At 33.5% G+C, this 24,571-nt stretch carries 27 protein-coding genes, 2 tRNA genes and 1 riboswitch; of the genes, 26 read left to right on the forward strand and 3 right to left on the reverse strand.

Features of this window, described 5'->3' with window-relative positions; all coding sequences use genetic code 11:
- Positions 1-54 precede the first annotated feature (54 nt).
- A riboswitch (TPP riboswitch) is annotated at positions 55-153 on the forward strand.
- 76 nt (positions 154-229) lie between these two features.
- From tenA to yidC, 5 genes are all read left to right on the forward strand, one after another.
- Positions 230-919 carry a thiaminase II gene (gene tenA / locus HMPREF2580_RS00430; RefSeq protein WP_070830009.1) on the forward strand — a complete coding sequence of 230 codons (690 nt, stop codon included), beginning with the start codon at positions 230-232 and terminating at the stop codon, positions 917-919.
- Positions 912-1,733, forward strand: coding sequence for a bifunctional hydroxymethylpyrimidine kinase/phosphomethylpyrimidine kinase (thiD, locus tag HMPREF2580_RS00435; RefSeq protein ID WP_070830010.1), 822 nt, complete (start codon positions 912-914; stop codon positions 1,731-1,733). The genes tenA and thiD overlap by 8 nt, the downstream gene beginning before the upstream one ends.
- Positions 1,726-2,520 (forward strand): hydroxyethylthiazole kinase, encoded by a 795-nt coding sequence (thiM, locus tag HMPREF2580_RS00440; RefSeq protein ID WP_070830011.1) that lies wholly within the window; start codon positions 1,726-1,728, stop codon positions 2,518-2,520. The genes thiD and thiM overlap by 8 nt, the downstream gene beginning before the upstream one ends.
- The gene (gene thiE / locus HMPREF2580_RS00445) at positions 2,521-3,159 is read left to right on the forward strand and encodes a thiamine phosphate synthase (RefSeq protein WP_070830012.1); all 639 of its coding nucleotides are present in this window, start codon (positions 2,521-2,523) and stop codon (positions 3,157-3,159) included.
- Positions 3,160-3,247: 88 nt separating this feature from the next.
- Complete coding sequence (yidC, locus tag HMPREF2580_RS00450; RefSeq protein WP_070830013.1) at positions 3,248-4,117, forward strand: membrane protein insertase YidC; 870 nt, start codon at positions 3,248-3,250, stop codon at positions 4,115-4,117.
- Positions 4,118-4,183: 66 nt separating this feature from the next.
- On the opposite strand, the gene HMPREF2580_RS00455 is transcribed toward yidC, so the two are convergent.
- Together HMPREF2580_RS00455 and cls are read right to left on the reverse strand one after the other, a co-directional pair.
- Positions 4,184-4,834, reverse strand: coding sequence for an HD domain-containing protein (locus HMPREF2580_RS00455; protein WP_070830014.1), 651 nt, complete (start codon positions 4,832-4,834; stop codon positions 4,184-4,186).
- Between the two features lie 59 nt (positions 4,835-4,893).
- The gene (gene cls, locus HMPREF2580_RS00460; protein WP_070830015.1) at positions 4,894-6,378 is read right to left on the reverse strand and encodes a cardiolipin synthase; all 1,485 of its coding nucleotides are present in this window, start codon (positions 6,376-6,378) and stop codon (positions 4,894-4,896) included.
- 171 nt (positions 6,379-6,549) lie between these two features.
- On the opposite strand from cls, the gene csoR reads away from it, so the two are divergent.
- The 3 genes from csoR to HMPREF2580_RS12135 all read left to right on the forward strand — a co-directional run bounded on the left by csoR (position 6,550) and on the right by HMPREF2580_RS12135 (position 7,336).
- On the forward strand, positions 6,550-6,843 hold the full coding sequence (gene csoR, locus HMPREF2580_RS00465) for a copper-sensing transcriptional repressor CsoR (protein ID WP_037541856.1): 294 nt from the start codon (positions 6,550-6,552) through the stop codon (positions 6,841-6,843).
- 13 nt (positions 6,844-6,856) lie between these two features.
- Positions 6,857-7,063, forward strand: coding sequence for a putative copper chaperone CsoZ (locus HMPREF2580_RS00470; protein ID WP_002445544.1), 207 nt, complete (start codon positions 6,857-6,859; stop codon positions 7,061-7,063).
- 135 nt (positions 7,064-7,198) lie between these two features.
- Positions 7,199-7,336: an Lmo0850 family protein gene (locus HMPREF2580_RS12135; protein WP_002445543.1), complete on the forward strand. Its 138-nt coding sequence runs from the start codon at positions 7,199-7,201 to the stop codon at positions 7,334-7,336.
- A gap of 56 nt (positions 7,337-7,392) precedes the next feature.
- On the opposite strand, the gene HMPREF2580_RS00475 is transcribed toward HMPREF2580_RS12135, so the two are convergent.
- A complete protein-coding gene (locus HMPREF2580_RS00475; RefSeq protein ID WP_002445542.1) occupies positions 7,393-8,604 on the reverse strand; it encodes an FtsW/RodA/SpoVE family cell cycle protein in 1,212 nt (403 codons plus the stop codon).
- Between the two features lie 407 nt (positions 8,605-9,011).
- Here HMPREF2580_RS00475 and HMPREF2580_RS00480 point away from each other — a divergent pair, with 407 nt between their 5' ends.
- The 18 genes from HMPREF2580_RS00480 to HMPREF2580_RS00565 all read left to right on the forward strand — a co-directional run bounded on the left by HMPREF2580_RS00480 (position 9,012) and on the right by HMPREF2580_RS00565 (position 24,569).
- Entirely contained in the window at positions 9,012-10,082 is a 1,071-nt protein-coding gene (locus tag HMPREF2580_RS00480) for a D-alanine--D-alanine ligase (RefSeq protein ID WP_037541855.1), read from the forward strand.
- A 15-nt stretch (positions 10,083-10,097) separates the two neighbouring features.
- Entirely contained in the window at positions 10,098-11,453 is a 1,356-nt protein-coding gene (gene murF / locus HMPREF2580_RS00485) for a UDP-N-acetylmuramoyl-tripeptide--D-alanyl-D-alanine ligase (RefSeq protein ID WP_070830016.1), read from the forward strand.
- A 312-nt stretch (positions 11,454-11,765) separates the two neighbouring features.
- Positions 11,766-13,295 carry a degradosome RNA helicase CshA gene (locus tag HMPREF2580_RS00490; protein ID WP_070830017.1) on the forward strand — a complete coding sequence of 510 codons (1,530 nt, stop codon included), beginning with the start codon at positions 11,766-11,768 and terminating at the stop codon, positions 13,293-13,295.
- 121 nt (positions 13,296-13,416) lie between these two features.
- Positions 13,417-13,896, forward strand: a complete 480-nt coding sequence (locus tag HMPREF2580_RS00495) for a PH domain-containing protein (RefSeq protein ID WP_070830018.1) — start codon at positions 13,417-13,419, stop codon at positions 13,894-13,896.
- Positions 13,889-15,388, forward strand: coding sequence for a PH domain-containing protein (locus HMPREF2580_RS00500; RefSeq protein WP_070830019.1), 1,500 nt, complete (start codon positions 13,889-13,891; stop codon positions 15,386-15,388). Before HMPREF2580_RS00495 ends, HMPREF2580_RS00500 begins: the two co-directional genes overlap by 8 nt.
- Entirely contained in the window at positions 15,375-15,917 is a 543-nt protein-coding gene (locus HMPREF2580_RS00505) for a PH domain-containing protein (RefSeq protein ID WP_070830020.1), read from the forward strand. Before HMPREF2580_RS00500 ends, HMPREF2580_RS00505 begins: the two co-directional genes overlap by 14 nt.
- Before the next feature lie 14 nt (positions 15,918-15,931).
- The gene (gene acpS / locus HMPREF2580_RS00510; protein ID WP_070830021.1) at positions 15,932-16,288 is read left to right on the forward strand and encodes a holo-ACP synthase; all 357 of its coding nucleotides are present in this window, start codon (positions 15,932-15,934) and stop codon (positions 16,286-16,288) included.
- Positions 16,289-16,365: 77 nt separating this feature from the next.
- On the forward strand, positions 16,366-17,514 hold the full coding sequence (gene alr / locus HMPREF2580_RS00515) for an alanine racemase (RefSeq protein WP_070830022.1): 1,149 nt from the start codon (positions 16,366-16,368) through the stop codon (positions 17,512-17,514).
- A gap of 87 nt (positions 17,515-17,601) precedes the next feature.
- Entirely contained in the window at positions 17,602-17,772 is a 171-nt protein-coding gene (mazE, locus tag HMPREF2580_RS00520) for a type II toxin-antitoxin system antitoxin MazE (RefSeq protein WP_037541853.1), read from the forward strand.
- The gene (locus HMPREF2580_RS00525) at positions 17,769-18,131 is read left to right on the forward strand and encodes a type II toxin-antitoxin system PemK/MazF family toxin (protein WP_002445525.1); all 363 of its coding nucleotides are present in this window, start codon (positions 17,769-17,771) and stop codon (positions 18,129-18,131) included. Before mazE ends, HMPREF2580_RS00525 begins: the two co-directional genes overlap by 4 nt.
- Positions 18,132-18,501: 370 nt before the next feature.
- Positions 18,502-19,503 carry a SpoIIE family protein phosphatase gene (locus HMPREF2580_RS00530; RefSeq protein ID WP_070830023.1) on the forward strand — a complete coding sequence of 334 codons (1,002 nt, stop codon included), beginning with the start codon at positions 18,502-18,504 and terminating at the stop codon, positions 19,501-19,503.
- A 102-nt stretch (positions 19,504-19,605) separates the two neighbouring features.
- Positions 19,606-19,932 carry an anti-sigma factor antagonist gene (locus tag HMPREF2580_RS00535; RefSeq protein WP_037541852.1) on the forward strand — a complete coding sequence of 109 codons (327 nt, stop codon included), beginning with the start codon at positions 19,606-19,608 and terminating at the stop codon, positions 19,930-19,932.
- 1 nt (position 19,933) lies between these two features.
- Positions 19,934-20,413, forward strand: coding sequence for an anti-sigma B factor RsbW (gene rsbW / locus HMPREF2580_RS00540; protein WP_002445522.1), 480 nt, complete (start codon positions 19,934-19,936; stop codon positions 20,411-20,413).
- Positions 20,388-21,158 carry an RNA polymerase sigma factor SigB gene (gene sigB / locus HMPREF2580_RS00545; protein ID WP_002445521.1) on the forward strand — a complete coding sequence of 257 codons (771 nt, stop codon included), beginning with the start codon at positions 20,388-20,390 and terminating at the stop codon, positions 21,156-21,158. The genes rsbW and sigB overlap by 26 nt, the downstream gene beginning before the upstream one ends.
- Before the next feature lie 160 nt (positions 21,159-21,318).
- Entirely contained in the window at positions 21,319-23,469 is a 2,151-nt protein-coding gene (locus tag HMPREF2580_RS00550; RefSeq protein WP_070830024.1) for a Tex family protein, read from the forward strand.
- Positions 23,462-23,920, forward strand: a complete 459-nt coding sequence (locus HMPREF2580_RS00555) for a SprT family protein (RefSeq protein WP_070830025.1) — start codon at positions 23,462-23,464, stop codon at positions 23,918-23,920. The genes HMPREF2580_RS00550 and HMPREF2580_RS00555 overlap by 8 nt, the downstream gene beginning before the upstream one ends.
- Positions 23,921-24,384: 464 nt before the next feature.
- Positions 24,385-24,471, forward strand: a tRNA-Leu gene (locus tag HMPREF2580_RS00560).
- Positions 24,472-24,495: 24 nt separating this feature from the next.
- Positions 24,496-24,569, forward strand: a tRNA-Gly gene (locus HMPREF2580_RS00565).
- Positions 24,570-24,571 lie beyond the last annotated feature (2 nt).

A 24,571-nucleotide genomic window follows, 5' to 3' on the forward strand; every position in this document is an offset into this window, starting at 1 on the left:
ATTTGATTGATTTACAGGTATTCGTTTGATAATGTGATAAATGAAATACATCAATATAACTACTAGGGGAGCCATTTGGCTGAGATGAAGTGATTCAGACCCTTATAACCTGATTTGGTTAGTACCAACGTAGGAAAGTAGTCATAATCAAATAAGCATCTTTTTGCCTTGATCATGCTACTTTTCATTGTTGGAAAGTAGTTTTTTTATTATCCAAGGAGGCATACGAATGACATTTTCAAAAGAATTAAGGGAAGCAGCACAACCAATTATTGAAGATATTTATAATGATGGTTTTATTCAAGATTTACTCACAGGAACATTATCTAAACAGGCAGTCCGTCAATACTTAAGAGCAGATGCGTCTTATTTGAAGGAATTTAGTAATCTTTACGCTTTACTTGTACCCAAAGTGCCTACAATGGAGGATGTTAAATTTTTAGTAGAGCAAATAGAATTTATGTTAGAAGGTGAAGTTGAAGCACATGAAGTATTAGCAGACTATATCAATGAACCTTACAATGAAATTGTTAAAGAGAAGGTTTGGCCACCTAGTGGAGATCATTATATTAAACACATGTACTATAATGCATACGCTCATGAAAATGCAGCATATACAATAGCAGCGATGGCGCCTTGTCCATACGTATATGCAGTGGTAGCAAAACGTGCAATCAAAGACCCAGCCCTCAATAGAGACTCAATTACAGCAAAATGGTTCGATTTCTACAGTACTGAAATGGACCCGCTTGTAGAAGTATTCGACCAATTAATGGATCGCTTAACAAAAGAATGCACAAAAGTGCAAAAAGAAGAAATTAAAGAAAATTTCTTACAAAGTACCATTCATGAACGTAACTTCTTTAATATGGCTTATATTGATGAAAAATGGGATTTCGGAGGAGAAAAACATGAATAAACCTAAAATTGCATTAACCATCGCAGGAACAGATCCTACAGGTGGCGCGGGTGTTATGGCTGATTTAAAATCATTTCATTCATGTGGTGTGTACGGAATGGCAGCGATTACAAGTATCGTCGCTCAAAACACACTAGGCGTCCAACATATTCACAATCTCGAAACAAGTTGGGTGAAAGAACAATTAGAAAGCGTATTTGATGATGAGTTACCTCATGCAATTAAAACAGGAATGATTGCGACCAAGGAAACAATGGAACTTATTCAAACTTATTTGGAAAGATATTCTGACATTCCATATGTTATAGACCCTGTGATGTTAGCTAAAAGTGGAGATTCGTTGATGGATGATGACACAAAATCACATTTACAATCTACGCTTTTACCTTTAGCAGATGTGGTAACACCTAATATCCCTGAAGCTGAAGAAATCACTGGTTTAAAGATTGATACTGAAGAAAGCATACGTAAAGCTGGCGACATTTTTATTAATGAAATTGGTAGTAAAGGTGTCGTGATTAAAGGTGGACACTCTGCAGACTTAAATAATGCGAAAGATTTCTTATTTACTAAAGACGATGTGTATACGTTTGAAAATAAACGTTTCGATACGAAACACACGCACGGAACAGGGTGTACATTTTCAGCAGTGATAACAGCAGAACTTGCTAAAGGTCGCTCGATTTACGAAGCAGTGAAAAAAGCTAAAGCATTTATTTCCATGAGTATTGAGCACACACCAGAAATTGGTAAAGGAAGAGGTCCTGTTAATCACTTTGCATATTTAAAGAAAGTAGGTTTGGATGATGAATAATTTAGAGCGTTTACGTTCAGAGAATCCACTTATCGTATGTTATACGAATGATGTGGTTAAAAATTTCACGGCGAACGGTTTACTTAGTTTAGGCGCAAGTCCTGCGATGAGTGAAGCACCTGAAGAGGCAGAGGAATTCTATCAAGTTGCAAGTGCACTCGTAATTAATATTGGAACGCTTACTCATGAAAATGAAGAAGATATTATGAGTATTGGTAAAATTGCTAATGATCAAGGAACACCTATTGTCTTTGACCCAGTTGCAGTAGGTGCATCTACATATCGTAAGCAATTTTGTAAGCGATTCTTGGAACAAATAGATGTCACGGTGATTAAAGGTAACGCGTCTGAAATTTTAACACTGATAGATTCGCAAACGACTATGAAAGGCACAGACAGCGATAATTCGCTTGATCCAATTGATATTGCTAAGAAGGCATCTGAAAGTTTGGATGCAGCAGTTGTCATTACTGGTAAAGAAGACGTGATTGTTCAAGATCATCAGATAGTGAAGCTTTCTAATGGCTCACCTCTATTAGCTAATATTACTGGGGCGGGCTGTCTATTAGGTGGCGTGGTCGCTAGTTTCTTATTTAGAAATACGCAACCATCTATAGAGGCTTTAATTGAAGCGGTAAGCATATATAATATCGCAGCAGAACTTGCTGAAAATGAAAAGCATGTACATGGAACAGGTTCATTCTTACCTGAGCTATTGGATCAATTATACAATTTAGATTATGCAACATTTGAAAAATATGTAAATAAAGAAGAGGTTCAGTCATAAATGTTTAATCCAAAACAATTACAAGTATATTTTATTTGTGGTACACAAGATATACCTGAAGGTAGAACAATTGAACAAGTGTTAGAAGAGGCATTACAAGCTGGCATCACTTTGTATCAGTTTCGAGAAAAAGGCCCTACTGCTCTAAAAGGCGAGGATAAAAAGCAACTAGCCTTAAAATTAAAATCACTTTGCCAAACATACCAAGTCCCATTTATTGTTAACGACGATGTGGCGTTAGCTAAGGAGATTGATGCCGATGGTATTCATGTGGGACAAGACGATGAAGCGGTAAAAGCATTTGCCACAGAATTTGAAAATAAAATCATTGGATTAAGTGTTGGTAACCTAGATGAGTACCAACATTCAGATCTATCTCAAGTTAATTATATTGGTGTGGGGCCTATGTATGCGACGCCTTCTAAAGATGACGCTAGCGAACCTGTTGGACCATCAATGATTAAAAAACTAAGAGAATATCTGGATGACTTTCCAATTGTAGCTATCGGAGGCATTAATGAATCAAATGTTGCTTCGATAGCTGAAGCTGATGCAGATGGTATTTCAGTGATTTCTGCTATTTCTAGAAGTGATAATATTGACAAGACTGTTAAGCATTTTCTGAGTTACTTTAAATAATCTAGTTAAATTTCCACTTTTTGTTTTCTACTACAGTACGAGTATGATAAAATGAATCCTATGTGAATATTACAATAGAGGTGGAAAAATGAAGAAAAAAGCGTTACTACCTTTGTTTTTAGGGATAATGGTTTTTCTAGCTGGGTGTGACTACTCCAAACCTGAAAAGCAGGACGGATTCTTCTTTAATACATTCGTTCAACCAATGAAACATCTCTTACAATGGTTAGGAAATGATGTATTTAATAATGACTATGGACTAGCAATTATTATCTTAGTTCTAGTAATTCGTTTAATCTTGTTACCATTCATGTTATCAAACTATAAAAATAGTCACATGATGCGTGAAAAAATGAAAGTCGCTAAACCTGAAGTTGATGGCATTCAAGAAAAGGTTAAACGTGCACGTACACAAGAAGAAAAAATGGCCGCAAACCAAGAATTAATGGAAGTTTATAAAAAATATGATATGAACCCTATGAAGAGCATGCTAGGTTGTTTACCTATGTTGATTCAAATGCCAATCATTATGGGATTATACTTCGTATTGAAAGATAAACTTGTGAGTGGTCTTTCTGCACATCCTCATTTCTTATGGTTTAATTTAACTAAACCAGATATTTGGATTACAATTATTGCCGGTGTTCTTTACTTTATTCAAGCATATGTTTCAAGTAAAACAATGCCTCAAGAACAACGTCAAATGGGATACATGATGATGATTGTTTCTCCAATCATGATCATTTGGATTTCATTACAAGCATCATCAGCACTTGGCTTATATTGGTCAGTCAGTGCCTTATTCTTAGTAATACAAACGCACTTTGCAAACGTGTATTACTCTAAACTTGCTAAAAAAGAAGTTCAACCTTTCATTGAACAATATGAAAAAGAACATAAACCTTCTAAAAAGAAAGGTAAAAATACGCAAGTAGTCTCTAAAAATAATAAAAAATAAAGTATAAAAACCAGCAAATCGCGATAGGATTTGCTGGTTTTTTAGTTTTGAAAATGATAGTCCAAATCACTCTTTGAAATTCCATTCATTTAAAAATTGTTTTAAGAATTGAATCATAAATGTATGACGTTCTTCTGCAAGTTGCATTCCAGTAGATGTATGCATTAAATCTTTAAGTTTTAATAATTTTTCGTAAAAATGTTTAATAGCTGAAGCATCATATTTATCAATCTCATTCATTTGAATTGATTCGAAAGGCATATTCGTTTCAGTCCACATAGGCTCTCCAAAATGTCCTGCAAATTGAAATGTTCGTGCAATACCAATGGCACCTAATGCGTCGAGACGATCTGCATCTCTTACAATTTTTCCATCGATAGACATCTCTATGTTATTATTCTTTCCGCCTCTATAACTCATATGTTGAATGATATGGAGGATATGTTTAATTTCTTCGTCAGTAAGCTCTATAGATTTCAAGAATGATACTAATTTCGAGTAGGCTAGCTTTTCATCAGTAATTTTGTTATCTACCGTATCATGAAGAAGTGCAGCAAGCTCGATGATAAGTGTGTTCGTATTTCCCTCATTGTGTGCAATATGTAACGCTAGCGCATATACACGTTCCACATGCGCAACATCATGACCCGTGTAATCATCTTTATGTGCGTTTTTCATATAATCACGTGCGTATTTAATTTTTAATTCATTTTCCATAAAATGGCTCCTTAATAGAATGAGAGGTTCAGGACATTCCCGAACCTCACTGTTGAAAGTTATAAAATTGGTGAAAGTAATTGAGAAATACCTTCTTTAAATTTGACCCAAGTACTACGTTGTGCGTAATTCTCTTTTGTAAGTCTATAAGAGACTTTCATGTCGTTAATAAATGCTTGTTTAAGAGAACGTGCCACGCCTTCATCATATATAAAGGCATTGACTTCGAAATTGAGTGTAAAGCTTCGATTATCCATGTTAGCGGTGCCCACGCTCGCAAGTTCATCGTCAATGACTAACGTCTTAGAATGAAGGAATCCGTTGTCATAATGATACACTTTAACACCAGCTTCTAGTAATGACGCAACATTTTTCAATGTGGCCCAGTACACAAACGGGTGGTCAGGTATACTAGGTATCATAATATTGACTTCTACACCGCCTAAAGCAGCAATTTTAATGGAATCCAGAAAGGCTTGGTCTGGAATAAAATATGGCGATTGAATATAAATAGATTCTTTGGCTGAGGAAATCATTTTCAGATAACCGTATTTGATTTGTTCCCAGTCTTCATCAGGTCCACTAGAGGCGATTTGAATCCCGATTGTACCTCCAGAATCTACATCAGGGAAATAACGTTCTTCATAAGTTAAATTGTCACGCGTGGATTGAGAGTTCCAATCTAGAATGAAGCGTAATTGTAATGCGTTGACAGCATCGCCTTCAATACGTAAATGCGTATCTCTCCAGTAACCAAATTTCTTCGATTTACCTAAGTATTCGTCACCAACATTGAAGCCACCGACGTAGCCAATTTTACCGTCTATAACTACAATCTTTCTATGATTTCTATTGTTCATTCTTAAATTAATAAGCGGTAATTTAGAAGGGAAGAAGGATTCGGCATGTCCGCCTTTAGCACGGAAACGTTTCAAATCTTTTTTACGTAAGTCTCTTGAACCCATATCGTCAAAGAGCATTTTGACCTCAATACCTTCTTCAGCTTTCTTCTCTAGTTCGAAAAGGATCTGCTTTCCAAGACCATCACTATGAAAGATATAATACTGAATATGTATATAGTCTTGAGCATGACGTATATCTTGAATTAAATCATCAAATTTTTGTTGACCATCTGTATAAACCGTCAAATCATTATCCGTAGTTAAAAAGGCTGCGTTGTTATATAACAACATTTGAACCATTTCTTTGAATTTAACAATTTGATGGTTGCCTTTAGAGAAATCTTGTTTTTTAAGCGCCTCTAGTTGTTCATCCACAATCATTTCCAATCCGATTTTATCTTCTTTATTCAATTTGAAAATTTGGTCTCGTTGAATTTGACGACCTAACAATAAATATAAAATAAAGCCGATTAATGGGAGAAATACGAGTACAAGTAACCAAGCCCATATGGAATTTGCTGTTCGTCTCTCCATGAAAATGATAATAAATGCGAAAATTAAATTCAGCAAGAAAGCGCCAATCAATATAACATTCATAATAATGTTTGAATGGTGAAGCGCCATAGTAAAGACTTCTAACATGGGGTGCCTCCTTTGCATTTGCCATACATTATTTATTTTTTAACTATTCAATTATAGCATGAAGAATGTTGAATATCATAGTCGGTTTTTACGTTGAAAAGGAATTAAACAATTGACTTCATCAATATCGAATAATACCATGATGAAGAGTAGAGAAACGAGGTGACGCTTGTGACTGAAAATGAAAAAGCACATCATTCAGATCAAACAAAAGCAAATTTAAAATCACGTTTAAACCGAATAGAAGGGCAAGTTAGAGCAATTAATCGCATGATTGAAGACGACGTTTATTGTGATGATGTTTTAACGCAAATAAGAGCAACACGTTCAGCGCTCAATAGTGTAGCAACTAAGTTACTCGATCATCATATGAAAAGTTGTATCATGAACAAAGTGAACAATGGTGCACAAGAAGAAGCAATGGAAGAATTATTAGTTACCTTTCAAAAATTAATTAAAGATTAACGAGGGATATACAGTGAAAAATGAAATCATTTATGTTTCAGGTGTCGAAACGACTGAACAAGAAAATATGCTCATGGAACGTTTACAAAACATGATTGGCGTTTATAATGTGGCAATTGATAGTAAAGTAGGAGAAATAAAAGTCGAGTTTGATACGCCTGCGAATTTAAATAGTATCGAAAAAGAGGTATATGATTCAGGTTATCGAATATTATATTAAAATGTTGTCCAACTTATTTCTGAATGATATTTTTCTTTATTTAGAAATATTTTTAAAAATTTTACAAATGATGTAGTAAAGTAGTCAGAATTAGGGTATGATAACCTTGAAGTCAATCCAAACGAGGTGATTATAGTGAAGAATCCAGATAAGATTCAAAACGTAGTCAAATTATTATCATCATTAGGTGTAAATATTAAAAAAACTAAATCTCGTTTAGATATTATTAATACCTTACCTACATCTAATAAAGTAAGTCATGAGTTAAAATAATTTGTTGATATAAAAAGCACTCACAATTCGTGAGTGCTTTTTATGTGCTCAAATGTTTATGCTGCTTTAGTTGTATCTGGTATTTCAGGCTCCTGATAGCGTTGAGGTTCATGGTAATAAATAGAGAGTACAACACCAATACCAGTCATTAAACTCCATAATGAACTACCACCGTAACTAATAAATGGTAAAGGAATACCAGTAATCGGAAGTAATTGAACAGTCATACCAATATTTTGTAATACATGGAAGACAATGAGTGACACATAGCCAATAATAAATACTTTATTATATTGACTATTAATTTTACTAGCCAGTCTAATTAAATGGAAAACTAAAAATAAGAAAATAAGAATAAGTACCACAGAACCAATGAATCCCATTTCCTCACCAACTACTGAGAATATAAAGTCAGTATGATTTTCAGGAATGTAAACTTCACCGTGATTGTAGCCTTTTCCTAATAGTTGCCCAGAACCAATTGCCTTGAGAGATTCAGTTAAATGGTAACCATCACCACTACTATACGAGTATGGATCTAACCATGAATTGATACGACCCATTTGATACATCTTAATGCCTAATATACTCTCGATTAATGTTGGTTTGAAAATGATAGCCAAAATAATACTAGCGCCACCGACAAATGCAGCAATAAATAATGGTGCAAGAATTCTCCAAGTAATACCACTGACTAACAACACACCAGCAATAATTGCACAAATCACAAGGGTAGTACCTAAGTCATTTTGTAATAGAATTAAAGCAGTTGGAAAGATAGACACACCAATAATTTTTAAGAACAACATCAAATCTGATTGGAAAGATTTGTTGAAAGTGAATTGATTATGTTTAGAAATCGTTTTGGCTAATGCTAGAATTAAAATAATTTTCATAAATTCTGAAGGTTGGATACTAATTGGACCAAAACTATACCAACTTTTTGCACCATTAATTACTGGTGTAATGGCTGTTTCGGGTAAGATAAGTAATCCAATCAATAGAATACAGAAAATAAAATATAATAGATATGTATTGTTTTTAATCTTTTTTGGAGAAATAATCATGATTAAGAAAGCCATGATGGCTCCAAAAATGTAGTAAATAACTTGTCTAATACTGAAGTTTGCACTGTATTGTCCGCCACCCATCGCAGAACTAATCAGTGTAACGCTAATCATTGCTAACACTGTGATAATCAGTACTAATACCCAGTCGACTTTACGAAACCAATGTTTGCTTGGTTGTTGACGAGATGAATAATTCATTGCTTACTCCTTTATAATCATGTGTGTATTAATATTTTCTAAAAATGATCAATGATGTATGTCATTCATTCGTTAGTCATAACAGAATGTAGATTTATCGTCTAAATAAATATTCTATATTGATTTTACATGACTTTTTTTAAATTTGCTAGAATATCAAGACGTCAAGAACCAATGGTCATTTTTAAGAAGTATTGCGACTACTTGAAAAGTATTGATGATGTAAAGAAGTCATTAAAAATTAAATTTATGGGTGGATTATCAAATGCAATTAATTTTAGAAATATGATAATATTAAGTTTCAGAGATCGTTATGTACATTGAGTGATACATAAGAAATAAAAAACAACAATTATTAAACAGATAAATGGTATTCAAGCCAGGTAATTGTAATGGAGGAAAACGAAATGACAAAAGAGAATATTTGTATCGTTTTTGGAGGAAAAAGTGCTGAGCATGATGTGTCTATTTTAACTGCACAAAATGTATTAAATGCAATCAATAAAGATCAATATCAAATCGATATTATTTATATTACTAATGAAGGTGAATGGAAGAAAAAAGAAAACATCACTGAAGAAATTAAGAACACAGATGAACTCGTATTAAATGACGTAGAAGCGGGAGAAATCTCACAACTATTAAGTAAAGGTAGCACAGGTCGTTCATATGATGCAGTATTCCCATTATTACATGGTCCTAACGGTGAAGATGGTACGATTCAAGGATTATTTGAAGTATTAGACATTCCATATGTTGGAAATGGTGTATTAGCCGCTTCAAGTTCTATGGATAAATTAGTAATGAAACAGTTATTTGAACATAGAGGATTACCACAATTGCCATATATTAGTTTCCTAAGAAGTGAATATGAAAAATATGAAAATAACATCATTAAACTTGTAAATGACAAATTAACTTATCCAGTTTTTGTTAAACCAGCGAATCTAGGTTCTAGTGTCGGTATCAGCAAATGTAATAATGAAAAAGAACTAAAATCAGGTATTGAAGAAGCATTTCAATTCGACCGTAAACTTGTCATCGAACAAGGAATTGAAGCAAGAGAAATTGAAGTTGCTGTACTAGGTAACGATTATCCAGAAACAACATGGCCTGGGGAAGTCGTTAAAGATGTTGCATTCTATGACTATAAATCGAAATATAAAGATGGTAAGGTTCGATTACAGATTCCAGCAGAGTTAGATCAAGATGTTCAAATGACGCTACGCAATATGGCGCTTGAAGCATTTAAAGCTACTGATTGTTCAGGACTCGTACGTGCAGACTTCTTCGTTACAGAGGACAATCAAATCTATATTAATGAAACGAATGCAATGCCAGGATTCACATCATTTAGTATGTATCCAAGTCTTTGGGAAAATATGGGATTATCCTACCCAGACCTTATCGCAAAACTTATCGATTTAGCTAAAGAACGTCATGCAGATAAAAAGAAAAATAAATACAAAATTGATTAATAAAGGAATATTAATATGATTAATGTTACATTACAACAAATACAAAATTGGATATCTTGCGAAATTGATGAACAATATTTAACTCGTTCAATTAAAGGTGTCACGATTGATTCTCGTGCTATTGAAAAGGATATGCTATTTATTCCATTTAAAGGTGAGAATGTAGATGGCCATCGTTTTATTGCTCAAGCGCTAAAGGACGGTGCAGGTGCTTCATTTTCAGAAAAGGGAACTGAGTTAAGCGAAGATGTTGAAGGCCCAATCATTTGGGTCGAAGATACACTTCAAGCATTGCAAGACTTGGCTAAGGCATATCTTAAACATGTCAATCCTAAAGTGATAGCAGTCACAGGGTCAAACGGTAAAACGACGACGAAAGATATGATTGAAAGTGTGTTAACTACAGAATTTAAAGTTAAGAAGACACAAGGTAATTATAATAATGAAATTGGCATGCCTTTAACAATATTAGATTTGGATGAAGATACAGAAATTTCTATTCTAGAGATGGGTATGTCCGGTTTCCACGAAATTGAATTGTTATCAACAATTGCTGAACCAGATATTGCAGTCATTACGAATATTGGTGAATCACATATGCAAGATTTAGGTTCCAGAGAAGGCATTGCTAAAGCTAAATCTGAAATAACAATCGGTTTAAAAGATAATGGAACATTTATTTATGATGGCGACGAGCCATTATTAACACCACATGTCAAACAGATTCAACAAGCGAAGCTCATTAGCGTCGGTTTAGGCGATGCAAATTCACTTGTATGTCATGTTGATGATGTTGAAACTGAAGGCATTGGATTTACAATTAACAATGATGAAAGTTATGTTTTACCTATTTTAGGCATACACAATATGAAGAACGCTGCAATTGCCATTGCAGTAGGGCATGAACTGGGATTACCTTACGCCACAATTAAAGAAAACATTCGTCATGTTCAATTGACAGGAATGCGTATGGAACGCCACCAAACTGATGATAATGTCACAGTGATTAATGATGCTTACAATGCCAGTCCTACAAGTATGAAGGCAGCTATTGACACACTAAGTAGTATGGAAGGCCGCAAGATACTTATTTTAGCTGACGTCTTAGAATTAGGTACAAATAGTCAACAGATGCACGAAGAGGTAGGCACTTATTTAGATGGTAAGTCTATTGATATTTTGTTCACTTATGGTACGGAAGCAGAATATATTTTCAATACAGGTCAAAGCTATGTTGAAACAGCTAAACACTTTGATGATAAATCTGAATTGATTAAAGAATTAAAAGCTATTGTGAAAGAAAATGATAAAATTTTAGTTAAAGGTTCACGAGGAATGAAACTCGAAGAAGTTGTTGAGGCACTTATTTAATTATTGAGAGTAAACTAAGCATGCACATGATTAATATAAAATCGGCTAAGTAATGTATAGAAGATTTTATCATGTGTATGCTTTTTTTCGTGAAAAAATTCATCCAGTAAAATGAAACGCTTACATCATATCATGTGCTATATTTTCCGGGTAGAATAATTTTAAAAAATTAAAGTAAAAGGTTAAAAGTAAGTTACTGCTTTATTGCTATAATATTTTTAAGGTGGTACTATATAGAAGTTGATAAAACATAAGTGAACATATATGCAAAAAAGTATATTAAGAAATAAACACTTAAAAAGGAGAATTATTTTGCAAAATTTTAAAGAATTAGGGATTTCGGATAAAACGGTTCAAACACTGGAATCTATGGGATTCAAAGAGCCTACACCTATCCAAAAAGACAGTATCCCTTATGCGTTAAAAGGAGACGACATCCTTGGCCAAGCCCAAACAGGTACGGGTAAAACAGGGGCATTTGGTATTCCTTTAATTGAGAAAGTAGTCGGCCAAGAAGGTGTACAATCTCTTATCTTAGCGCCTACAAGAGAACTTGCAATGCAAGTGGCTGAACAATTAAGAGAGTTCAGTAAAGGACAACGCGTACAAGTCGTTACAGTATTTGGTGGTATGCCAATCGATCGCCAAATTAAAGCGTTGAAAAGAGGCCCACAAATTGTCGTAGGTACGCCAGGCCGTGTCATTGACCATCTCAACCGTCGTACTTTAAAAACGCATGATATTCATACGTTAATTTTAGACGAAGCAGATGAAATGATGAATATGGGATTCATCGATGATATGAGATTTATTATGGATAAAATTCCTGCTGATCAACGTCAAACAATGCTATTTTCAGCAACAATGCCTAAAGCAATTCAAGAATTAGTTCAACAATTTATGAAGACGCCTAAAATCATCAAAACGATGAATAATGAAATGTCAGATCCACAAATTGAAGAGTTTTATACCATTGTTAAAGAATTAGAGAAATTTGATACATTTACTAATTTCCTAGATGTTCACCAACCAGAATTAGCAATTGTATTCGGCCGTACGAAACGTCGTGTAGATGAATTAACAAGTGCGTTATTATCTAAAGGATATAAAGCAGAAGGACTTCACGGAGATATCACACAAGCTAAACGTTTAGAAGTCTTGAAGAAATTCAAAAATGACCAAATCGATATTTTAGTAGCAACTGACGTAGCAGCGAGAGGTCTAGATATTTCTGGGGTAAGTCACGTTTATAACTTTGATATTCCACAAGATACTGAAAGCTATACACACCGTATTGGTCGTACAGGCCGTGCAGGTAAAGAAGGTATTGCAGTTACATTTGTCAATCCTATTGAAATGGATTATATTCGCCAAATCGAAGACGTGAACGGTCGCCGTATGAATGCGTTAAGACCACCACATCGTAAAGAAGTGCTTAAAGCACGTGAAGACGATATTAAAGAAAAAGTTCAAAATTGGATGTCTAAAGATAATGAAGCGCGTCTTCAACGTATTGCAAGTGAATTACTAGAAGAATATGATAGCGTTGAATTAGTAGCTTCTTTACTACAAGAACTTGTAGAAGCAAATGATGAAGTAGAAGTTCAATTAACATTCGAAAAACCACTTGCCCGTAAAGGTCGTAATCATAAAGGCGGCTCAAGAAGAGGTAATAACAAACGTGGTAATGGCAAATTTGATAATAAAAATAGACGTTCAAAAGGGCCAAAAGGCAACTCAAATAAAAAGAAAAACACTAAAAAATTTGATCGTCGAGACAAACAAAGTAAAGGTTCTAACCAATCAATGAGAGGTCGCACATTTGCAGACCATCAAAAATAAATGATTTCATTCTAACCAGTTAAGGTCACAATCTTAGCTGGTTTTTGTATTATTATTGCTTTATTTAGACCTTTCATGCTCTATGCTATAATATGAGTAAATCAGACAAAGGAGCTATAATATGAATCTGGATAGTACATTTCATCGAAGCCCTAAAAATGCTTTAAAGTACTATTATATAACTAGTTTTATAACTTTAATTATCATATTAGTTATATTAAGCATTCTTTATTATTGTTGGTCTACTTTTCATTGGTGGGATTTTATTTTATACATACTCATAATGATAGCTGCGATTGCTATCATTCATTTTATATTTTCACCTTTCATTAGATACAAGTATCATTTTTATAAATTTGAAGGAAATTCAATTATTTTAAAAGAAGCATTTTTCTTTAAAAGAGAAGAACTTAGTAAAATCGAAAGATTACAATTTATTACTATTGGAACAAATCCTTTAGCTAAAAAATTCAAAATCAATTCAATTGAATTAGTAACTGCTGGACATGAAATTACATTACCAATGATTTCAGAACAAGAAGCGCAAATGATTCAACAACAGGCATTAGATCGATTGAGAGGTGTCAATGACGATGTATAATCCTCAAAGATTGCATCCAATCTCGTACGTAACCGGATTAATAGATGTAATTAAACAGAACTTTATTGTGATTATCCTCTTTTTATTTAACATAAGAAATTTTAAATTTGATGACTTTGGTTCTTATATTTGGCCTGGCGTAATGACTTTAATATTTTTAGTATCATTCATACACAATATTATTAAAGTTTATAATACGCGTTACTGGATTGAAAATAATCACTTCATACTAACGACAGGTGTATTTAATAAAGAACGTAAAGAGCTCAACATAAGTAGAATTCAATCTGCTGATACCACTCAAAGTTTAGTCAACCAAGTTGTGGGTGGAGTTGAACTCATCATTAAAACGCCTAGTGATGGTATCGAATTAAGTACCATTTCTAAAAAACAAAGTGAATTGGTAGAGAAAGAAATTAAGACATTACAACATCAAATGAATGATACTCAACAAGAAGTGGCGAGTGAAAATAATGCAGGTGATAATGAAACACCGCCTCAAAATCTACCTTCTCAATCTATATTTAAAATGCCATTCAAACAATTATTATTGATGGCTATGACGAGTGGTGCAATTGGGATTGCTCTATTTACAATTTCGCCGATTGTAGGGAGCTTCTCGAGTATTATTCCATGGGAAAAGCTAGGAGATGAACTATCATACATTTTTAAAACGATCTATCTCTTAGTGACTGCCATTGTAGTTTTCGTATTAATAGCCAGTTATATTATTGGAACCTGTCTGGCATTCATTAAATATTATGGGTACAAAGTCACACAACAAGGCCATCAACTAAAAATTCAATATGGTTTATTTACAAAAAAGAATATAACTGTACCTACTGACCGCCTTCAAGGTGTACTAGAACATCAATCTTATATTAGGAAGTTGTTTGGTTACACATCCATTCATTTTTATATCACAAGTGATATTGATGCCACTTCTGGTGAACCGAGTGATGATAATGGACGCATCATGATTCTTCCTTTTATTAAGCGTTCTCAAGCGTATGAGATCATTCGGTCATTAGTGCCCGAGATGCAATTTAACACTGCGCATGCTGGCATGCCTATGAGAGGATTTCACCGTCATTTTCTTATACCGACTATAATCCTAGTTATAGCTGGAATAGTTGGATGGTATTTCTGGTCAGCATGGTCATTCGTCATTATGGCAGTACTAATTATTTTATTTGTCATTGCAGCAATACTATACGTTCGTTTCGGTGGCTATAATTTGGAAAATGATGAACTTGTGATACAAAAAGCATCATTACTCAATATTAAAAGATATTACTTTAAACTTAATAAAGTAATCGGTTTAGAGATTAAACAGCATCCACTATTAGAAAGAAGCCATCTAGCAAACTTTGAGTTTATTATAGCTAAAGGTGACTTAAATCAATATATTGGACTAAAATTTAATGATGTATCTAACGTGAATCAACTGAAGAAATGGTACATGAGAGGTGATACTCATGAAAGCATATAAATATATGAATGAAAAAGGATTAAAAGTGATGAGGATAAGTGCTTCAATATGGGCACTTATCATTACTGTTGTGCTATTAATATTCATTGGCTTGAATATGTTTAAACTACATTGGGTAGGTAACGTTTCAGTTATTATAGGTGCACTAGTACTTATTATCCTTTTCTTGTTGATGTTTTTACTTATTATGCCTCTTTATAGGTATAAAAACTTCAGATATTTCATAGGCGAAGACGAAGTACATGTGAGAAGAGGCGTCATTTTTATTGATACCAACATTATTCCTTACTTCCGAATCCAAAATATCGATATAAATGAAGGATTCATTATGAGAAAATATCAACTCGCGACATTGACATTATCAACAGCTGGCGGAAATTCTGAAATTGAACTCATTGATAGAGATGAAGCTCAAAAATTAAAAACACTCATTAAGCAATGTAAAGAAAGCGATGATTATTTATCCACTTCAATAGATAATGAAGAAAAGGTAAACGGTATAGCTAAATCTATAGATGAAAATGAATAAAGAGGCGAAGCGGAATGATATATGGAATAGGCATAGATTTAATAGAAATCGAACGTATTGAAAAAGTGCTTCACAAACAAAGTAAAATCATTGAACGAGTTCTGACTCCAGATGAAAAAGCTAAATTTGAGAAGTTTACTCATGAGAAGCGTAAAATGGAATTTTTAGCAGGTCGTTTTGCAGTAAAAGAAGCATTTAGTAAAGCGTTAGGTACAGGATTAGGCCAATCTGTAACTTTTCAAGATATTAACTGTTACAACAATCGATTAGGTCAACCATGTATTGATTATCCAGGCTTTAAAGTGCATGTGAGCATCACTCACACAGATCATTATGCCATGAGCCAAGTCATATTAGAAAAAAAAGAATAAATATGCTGAACTCTTAAAAGTTAAATAAAATTATATTAATGAAGTAATAAGTATGTCGTTTCAAGGAGGGCATTCATATGACAGAAAAGTTCTATAGACCAACCTATTTAAATGTTAATTTAGATGCGATATTAGCAAATTATCAAATTTTTGATCAATTACATCACAATAAAACTGTAATTTCTGTGATCAAGGCAAATAGTTATGGTTTAGGCAGTGTAAGAATCGCGCAACACCTAATGGAACACGGTGCCTCATTTTTTGCAGTGGCAACATTAGATGAAGCAATAGAATTACGAATGCACGGTATTAAAGCTAAAATTTTAATATTAGGCGTCATTCGAACTGAAGATATAAGTAAAGCGATACAACATCGCGTTGCGCTTACTGTTCCATCTAAGGCGTGGTTGAAAGAAGCGATTAAAAATATTCCTGAAGATAACGAGAAAAAGTTATGGTTACATGCAAAACTAGATACAGGTATGGGTCGCTTGGGTATGAAAGATGTCGAAGAATATCGTGAAGTTGTGGACCTGATAGATAAAAGAGAGCACCTTGTTTTCGAAGGTGTTTATACGCATTTTGCGAGCGCTGATGAACCTGGAGATTCAATGAATGAACAGTTTGAATTCTTCAAAACCGTCGTAAATCAAGTTGAAAAACCGACATATATTCATACGCAAAATTCTGCCGCATCGTTATTAATGGATGGACAATTCTGTAATGCCATACGATTAGGTATATCTTTATATGGATACTATCCTTCACAATACGTTAAAGATCATGTCAAAGTACACTTACGTCCGAGTGCACAACTTGTATCTGAAATCGTACAAGTCAAGACCCTCAAAACTGGTGAAACGGTAAGTTATGGTCGAACATTTAAAGCAACAGAAGAAATGAGAATTGCAATTCTGCCAATTGGCTATGCTGATGGCTATTTAAGAGCAATGCAAGGAGCTTATGTTAATGTGAATGGTCACCAATGTGAAGTGGTTGGTCGCGTATGTATGGACCAAACTATTTTAAGGGTTCCTGAAGATGTGAAAGTGGGGGACAAAGTCATATTGATGGACAACCATATCGATTCACCACAATCTGCTGAAGCTTTAGCTGAAAAGCAACAAACGATCAATTATGAAGTATTGTGCAACATCTCCAGACGTTTACCTAGAATTTACCATCACAGTGATGAATATGAGGTTACTAATGAATTATTAAAATAGTATAGTCACTGTACTTAAAATTTGTTATTATTAAGTTAAATTAAAGGTTAAATAACAACTTTTTGGAATCAGATGGAGGTTCTTCACATGTTATCTTTTAATCAAAATAGAAGTCACAGTCTTGAACAATCCTTAAAAGAAGGTTATGCACAAATGGCTGATTTAAACCTCTCCCTAGCGACGGAAGCTTTCCCGATTGAGTGTGAAGCTTGCGATTGTAATGAAACATATCTTACTTCTAACTCAAAGAATGAATGATTAGAAGAGGAGATGTTTATTTAGCGGATTTATCACCAGTGCAAGGGTCTGAACAAGGGGGAGTAAGACCTGTCGTTATTATTCAAAACGATACTGGTAATAAATATAGTCCTACAGTCATTGTGGCTGCTATTACAGGTAGGATTAATAAAGCGAAAATACCAACCCATGTAGAAATTGAAAAGAAAAAGTACAAGTTAGATAAAGATTCCGTTATCCTACTTGAACAAATTAGAACACTTGATAAAAAACGATTAAAAGAAAAATTGACCTATTTATCTGAAAGTAAGATGAAAGAGGTCGACAACGCCCTAGACATTAGTCTAGGCTTACATAACTTTGATCATCCAAAATCATAATGTTTTATATGTAGTAAACATAAATAAAATAATAAATTAGAAGACAATAACTTTATAATAATTATAACTCTTAATCAAACAGGTAACTTTAGACCGATTGCTTTCATTAAGATTTTTGCAAATCTATACTAGTGCTACCTCTCATTAGTTTAATAGCATATAATTATAGTTATTAAGTAATTGCATTTATTATAAAAGAATGTCTTGAGTTTTTTCGGCTTTAGGTATTCCACTCCTAAAGTCTTTTTTAGCTAGTTAAGAATTGAGGTTTGTCAGTGATTTGCTGTTCATTTTAAAAAATAAATAAAATTCCAAAAACGATAGATAGTAAACGAATGGAATGTGAAATGGAAGTAAGGAGGCACGTGTCGTGGAAGAATTTAAAAAAAGTTATAAAGCGCTTGTAAAAGAAAGTTTAACTACTGATAATCGGGCTCAACTTATAAAAAAGTGCGAAGCATTTACGGATGAAGTAATTAAAAAGGATGTATTACCAGAAGATATTGTGGAAATTCATCAATCTTATATTAGCCAATTAGAATTAAAAGAGGAAGAAATTTTGGGAACATTGGATGTTCTTCAAGAGGTTGTTAAAGGTTTTGGTTATAGTTATAGAGATTATCAAAGGTTAGTAAGTAAAATGCAAGTCCACGATAAGGAAATAGATTTGGCCTCTCGACTTCAACAAACGATGTTAAAGACAGATATACCTCAATTCGATAGTATACAAATAGGTGTGATTTCTGTAGCTGCACAAAAAGTAAGCGGCGACTATTTCAACTTAATCGATCATAAAGACGGTACGATGAGCTTTGCAGTGGCTGATGTCATTGGTAAAGGGATTCCTGCAGCCTTAGCCATGAGTATGATCAAATTCGGAATGGATTCATATGGTCATTCACAGTTGCCGAGCGATGGTTTGAAACGATTAAATCGTGTTGTCGAAAAAAACGTTAATCAAAATATGTTTGTAACGATGTTTTATGGATTATATGAAGAGATGAACCATCTTCTTTATTGTAGTTCAGCCGGTCATGAACCTGGTTATGTTTACCGTGCTGAAACAGAGGAATTTGAGGAAATTGACGTAAGAGGACGTGTCCTTGGTGTCAGTCAGAAGACGCGTTATAACCAACAAGAAATTCCTATTTATTTAGAAGATTTGATTATTATCTTTACTGATGGTGTAACGGAAGCACGTGATAATACAGGAGAATTTATTGATAAAGATAAGTTGTTAAATTTAATTCGAAAAAATAAACACATGCATCCTCAAGATATCGTTCAAATTATTTATGAATCAATTTTAAAAGTTCAAAACCCTAGTAAAAAAGACGATATGACAATTTTAATTATAAAAAGAGTAAATTAAATTGACTAAATTAGATTAAAGTTTAATGTCTAAGGGTATACATAATTTTGAACAGGAACGTAAAAAAATGAACTAGATATGAAAAGACTAGGAGTGTATCAAATGAATCTTAATATAGAAACTATAACTCATGATGATTATTATGAAGTTAAAGTTGGTGGAGAATTAGATGTTTATACAGTACCAGAATTAGAAGAGGTTTTAGTGCCAATGAGACAAGAAGGAACACATGATATTCACGTTAATTTAGCTAACGTGAGTTACATGGATTCTACTGGATTAGGTTTATTTGTAGGAACTTTAAAAGCATTAAACCAAAATGATAAAGATTTATATATCTTAGGTGTTTCAGATCGAATTAATAGATTGTTTGATATTACCGGTTTGAAAGATTTAATGCATGTTAATGAAGGAACGGAGGTAGAGTAACATGCAATCAAGACAAGATTATATCGAAATGCGGTTACCAGCCTCTGCAGAATACGTAAGTTTAATACGTTTAACATTATCTGGCGTATTTTCAAGAGCAGGTGCCTCTTATGACGATATTGAAGATTCTAAAATCGCTGTAAGTGAAGCTGTAACGAACGCTGTTAAACATGCTTATAAAGAAAATCCTGAAACCGGTATGATAAATTTATGTTTTGAGATATTTGATGATAAAATAAAAATAGTTATTTCCGATCAAGGGGAAAGTTTTGATTATGAAACAACTAAATCAAAACTAGGTCCATATGATGATAACGAGAACATTGATTTCTTAAGAGAAGGCGGATTGGGATTATTCCTTATTGAGTCATTAATGGACGAAGTAACTGTTTATAAAGAATCTGGTGTGACAATCAGTATGATTAAGTATATTAAAAAAGAGCAGGTGCGAAATAATGGCGAAAGAGTCGAAATCAGCTAATGATGTATCACCTGAACAAATTAACCAATGGATTAAAGAACACCAAGAAAATGAAAATAGCCAAGCTCAAGATAAATTAGTAACGCATTATCGTAAACTAATAGAATCTTTAGCATACAAATATTCGAAAGGGCAATCACATCATGAAGATTTAGTTCAAGTGGGTATGGTTGGATTAATAGGTGCCATCAATAGATTTGATTTGTCATTTGATCGAAAATTTGAAGCATTTCTAGTGCCAACCGTGATTGGTGAAATAAAAAGGTATTTACGAGATAAAACATGGAGCGTCCACGTACCTAGACGCATTAAAGAGATTGGTCCTAGAATTAAAAAGGTAAGCGATGAACTAACAAATGAACTTGAACGTTCACCATCTATCAATGAAATTGCTGAACGTCTTGAAGTCACAGACGAAGAAGTTTTAGAAGCGATGGAGATGGGACAAAGTTATAATGCGCTAAGTGTGGATCATTCTATTGAAGCGGATAAGGATGGATCAACAGTAACGCTATTAGATATTATGGGGCAACAAGATGACAATTATGATTTAACTGAAAAACGCATGATTTTAGAACGCATTTTGCCTATTTTATCTGATAGAGAAAGACAAATTATACAATGTACATTTATAGAGGGATTAAGTCAGAAAGAAACTGGTGAAAGAATTGGACTTAGTCAAATGCATGTATCCCGCTTGCAACGTACTGCAATTAAAAAGTTGCAAGAAGCAGCTAAACAATAAATATTTAAAGAAGTTCATTGATAACAATCATGAGCTTCTTTTTGTTTGTCATCATTTTGGTGATTAAAAGTGGGCATAGTTTGTTAACGTAAATCGAGAATGTATTTATAGAACTATGTTAAAATAGGGAAGTAATTTTATAGAAAAGCGTGGTAGAAGAATGGACAAAAATTTAATTCAAACAATCGTAGAGAAATATAATTTTTCAGAAAAACAAATAAAATCAGTGCTTGAACTATTAGAAGATAATAATACTGTTCCATTTATCGCAAGATATCGTAAAGAAGCTACTGGCGGCCTAGATGAAGTTGAAATTAAACAAATTGACGATGAATATCGTTACATGGAGAATCTTCAAAAGAGAAAAGAAGAAGTTATACATAGTATTGAACAACAAGGAATGCTCACGGACGAACTTAAGAGCGACATCCTTAAACAAACGAAATTGCAAAGAGTTGAAGATTTATATCGACCATACAAACAGAAGAAGAAAACGCGTGCAACTGAAGCTAAAAGAAAAGGACTTGAACCTTTAGCACAGTGGTTAATTCAAGGAAAATTAGATAAAAAAATTGAAGACAAAGCAGAAGAATTTCTCAATGAAGAAATACCTAATATTGAAGAAGCACTGGAAGGCGCTCAAGATATTATCGCTGAACATATTTCAGATAACCCTAAATATCGTTCTAGAATATTAAAAGATGTGTATCATCAAGGGCAAATTACTACTTCTAAAAAGAAAAATGCTGAAGATGAAAAAGAAATCTTCGCTATGTATTATGATTATTCAGAACCTGTGAAACGTGTAGCTAATCATAGAATTTTAGCTATGAATCGTGGTGAAAAGGAAAAAGTATTATCCGTTAAAATAGAATTTGATACCACAAGAATTCAAAAAGATATTGAAAGACAAGTTATTAAAGCGAACAATGAAGGTGCGATATACATTGAAGCGGCTATAAAAGATAGTCTTAAACGTTTAATTATGCCTTCAATAGAAAGAGAAATACGTGGTGATTTAACTCAGAAAGCTGAAACACATGCAATTGATGTCTTTAGTGAGAATCTTAGAAACTTATTATTACAACCACCTATGAAAGGTAAACAAATTCTTGGTGTAGATCCAGCCTTTAGAACAGGCTGCAAACTTGCAGTGATTAATCCATTTGGAACATTTATTGCGAAAAGTGTCATCTATCCACATCCGCCTAAATCTAAGACTGAAGCTGCTGAAAAAGAATTAGTCAATATGATTAAAGATTATCAAATTGAATTATTAGCTATAGGAAATGGAACAGCGAGTCGAGAAACAGAACAATTTGTTGCAAATGTAATTAAAAAGTATAGCTTAGACGCTCAATTTATCATAGTTAATGAAGCGGGAGCATCAGTTTACTCAGCTTCTGAAATTGCTAGACAGGAGTTTCCTGATTTTCAAGTAGAAGAAAGAAGTGCAGTTTCAATAGGCAGAAGAGTTCAAGACCCCCTAAGTGAATTGGTTAAAATAGATCCTAAATCAATCGGTGTTGGTCAATATCAACATGATGTAAACCAAAAAGAATTAAGTAATGCATTAACATTCGTTGTAGAGACTGCTGTAAACCAGGTCGGAGTGGATGTTAATACTGCTTCTAAATCTTTACTTCAATATGTATCGGGATTATCTTCTACAATTGCACAAAACATTATTGATTACAGAGAAGAAAATGGCCCAATTAAACACAATAAAGAAATTAGCAAAATTAAAAGATTAGGTGCCAAAACATTTGAACAAAGTATCGGATTTTTACGTATCGTCGATGGTGAAGAACCACTAGATAACACGGCAATTCACCCTGAAAGTTATAAAGTGACGTATGAAGTGTTAGAACAATTAGGACTAGGGGCTAAAGATATTGGTACAACGCATCTCAAATCTACTTTAACTAACGTTAATGTGAAAGAACTTGCAACTAAATTAAATGTAGGAGAACCAACATTAGAGGATATTATTCAATCCTTAATTGCACCAAACAGAGACCCTAGAGATGAATTTGAAACACCAATTCTGAAATCTGATGTACTATCTATTGAAGATTTACATCAAGGTATGAAGTTGAATGGTACAGTGAGAAATGTTGTTGACTTTGGCGCATTTGTCGATATAGGTGTGAAACAAGATGGGTTAGTTCACGTTTCTAAATTATCTAAGAAGTTTGTTAAGAATCCTATGGAGATTGTAAGTGTTGGCGATATTGTAGACGTTTGGATTCTTGATATTGATGAAAATAAAGGAAAAGTATCGCTAACAATGATTGACCCAAATGAATAATATTGAATTACAACGCTTAACCGAACAATTAGCTATTGATTATTTTGGAGTAGAATTTAAACATAAAGCATACTTTAATCATAGACTTAGAACTACTGGTGGTAGGTATTTATTGCGGTCTCATCATATAGAGATTAATCCTAAGCAGTTAGAAAATTTTGGAGAACAGGCAATTATAGATATCATTAAACATGAACTGTGTCACTATTTTCTTCATCTTGCAGGTAGAGGTTATCAGCATCGTGATCGAGATTTCAAAGTTTTAAGCAGTAAGGTAGGTGCACCTAGATTTTGCACACCTACTGAAACGTACCAAAGTCGCGCTAATTACAAGTACCAATGTGTGAATTGTTTGGAGAATTATTTACGTATTAGAAGAGTGAACACCCATAAAATGAGATGCGGTCATTGTGGAGGCAAACTTAATTTAGTAGAAGTATATAAGCATTAATGTTGAAGAGCGTTTTGGAGTGAGACAGAAATGTCATTTAGGAAAATTATTTTCGTTGTCTTATACCCAACGTGCATTATTTGCAGAAATTTTTTAGTTGGAGCGCTGCCGGTAGGGAAGTCTCGGATAGAAACAAAATTGATATAAGCACGTTTTCAATTTAGACGTACATTGCCAATATGTTAAGTGAAGCAGGGATAATTATTTTAGTCTCTGCTTCATTTTTTTTATGAAAAATAATATGGAATTTTGATGTTTCAATAAGATGAAAATTTTTGCTCAAATATATTGACATTTAATGTTGTGTGATATATTATAGATATCGTTGTCTTAACAAGAGAAACAAGTTTTAAAAGCTAATTAACATTATTAATCTTAAGTTAAATTATTGTTGACAAAATGTAATGAAAAATTTAAAATATTTATTGTTCTCGATAATTAAAGTTTAATTATGCGTTTTGCCAGCGGTCGTGGCGGAATGGCAGACGCGCTAGGTTGAGGGCCTAGTGGGAGTTAATCCCGTGGAGGTTCAAGTCCTCTCGGCCGCACCAATATCATATAATTCTATTCTACATGCGGGTGTAGTTTAATGGCAAAACCTCAGCCTTCCAAGCTGATGTTGTGGGTTCGATTCCCATCACCCGCTCCATT

The organism is Staphylococcus sp. HMSC036D05, assembly GCF_001836225.1.
In the GTDB taxonomy this organism is placed as follows: Bacteria; Bacillota; Bacilli; order Staphylococcales; family Staphylococcaceae; genus Staphylococcus; species Staphylococcus caprae.

Excerpts from the sequence above, each read along its gene's own strand:
- acpS (WP_070830021.1), top strand. The coding sequence starts at position 15,932 with ATGATATATGGAATAGGCATAGATTTAATAGAAATCGAACGTATTGAA.
- tenA (WP_070830009.1), top strand. The coding sequence starts at position 230 with ATGACATTTTCAAAAGAATTAAGGGAAGCAGCACAACCAATTATTGAA.
- mazE (WP_037541853.1), top strand. The coding sequence starts at position 17,602 with ATGTTATCTTTTAATCAAAATAGAAGTCACAGTCTTGAACAATCCTTA.
- thiD (WP_070830010.1), top strand. The coding sequence starts at position 912 with ATGAATAAACCTAAAATTGCATTAACCATCGCAGGAACAGATCCTACA.
- HMPREF2580_RS00505 (WP_070830020.1), top strand. The coding sequence starts at position 15,375 with ATGAAAGCATATAAATATATGAATGAAAAAGGATTAAAAGTGATGAGG.
- HMPREF2580_RS00550 (WP_070830024.1), top strand. The coding sequence starts at position 21,319 with ATGGACAAAAATTTAATTCAAACAATCGTAGAGAAATATAATTTTTCA.
- alr (WP_070830022.1), top strand. The coding sequence starts at position 16,366 with ATGACAGAAAAGTTCTATAGACCAACCTATTTAAATGTTAATTTAGAT.
- HMPREF2580_RS00555 (WP_070830025.1), top strand. The coding sequence starts at position 23,462 with ATGAATAATATTGAATTACAACGCTTAACCGAACAATTAGCTATTGAT.
- yidC (WP_070830013.1), top strand. The coding sequence starts at position 3,248 with ATGAAGAAAAAAGCGTTACTACCTTTGTTTTTAGGGATAATGGTTTTT.
- rsbW (WP_002445522.1), top strand. The coding sequence starts at position 19,934 with ATGCAATCAAGACAAGATTATATCGAAATGCGGTTACCAGCCTCTGCA.
- sigB (WP_002445521.1), top strand. The coding sequence starts at position 20,388 with ATGGCGAAAGAGTCGAAATCAGCTAATGATGTATCACCTGAACAAATT.
- HMPREF2580_RS00455 (WP_070830014.1), bottom strand. The coding sequence starts at position 4,834 with ATGGAAAATGAATTAAAAATTAAATACGCACGTGATTATATGAAAAAC.
- HMPREF2580_RS00500 (WP_070830019.1), top strand. The coding sequence starts at position 13,889 with ATGTATAATCCTCAAAGATTGCATCCAATCTCGTACGTAACCGGATTA.
- HMPREF2580_RS00480 (WP_037541855.1), top strand. The coding sequence starts at position 9,012 with ATGACAAAAGAGAATATTTGTATCGTTTTTGGAGGAAAAAGTGCTGAG.
- HMPREF2580_RS00475 (WP_002445542.1), bottom strand. The coding sequence starts at position 8,604 with ATGAATTATTCATCTCGTCAACAACCAAGCAAACATTGGTTTCGTAAA.
- thiE (WP_070830012.1), top strand. The coding sequence starts at position 2,521 with ATGTTTAATCCAAAACAATTACAAGTATATTTTATTTGTGGTACACAA.
- HMPREF2580_RS00535 (WP_037541852.1), top strand. The coding sequence starts at position 19,606 with ATGAATCTTAATATAGAAACTATAACTCATGATGATTATTATGAAGTT.
- thiM (WP_070830011.1), top strand. The coding sequence starts at position 1,726 with ATGAATAATTTAGAGCGTTTACGTTCAGAGAATCCACTTATCGTATGT.
- murF (WP_070830016.1), top strand. The coding sequence starts at position 10,098 with ATGATTAATGTTACATTACAACAAATACAAAATTGGATATCTTGCGAA.
- HMPREF2580_RS00495 (WP_070830018.1), top strand. The coding sequence starts at position 13,417 with ATGAATCTGGATAGTACATTTCATCGAAGCCCTAAAAATGCTTTAAAG.
- HMPREF2580_RS00525 (WP_002445525.1), top strand. The coding sequence starts at position 17,769 with ATGATTAGAAGAGGAGATGTTTATTTAGCGGATTTATCACCAGTGCAA.
- cls (WP_070830015.1), bottom strand. The coding sequence starts at position 6,378 with ATGTTAGAAGTCTTTACTATGGCGCTTCACCATTCAAACATTATTATG.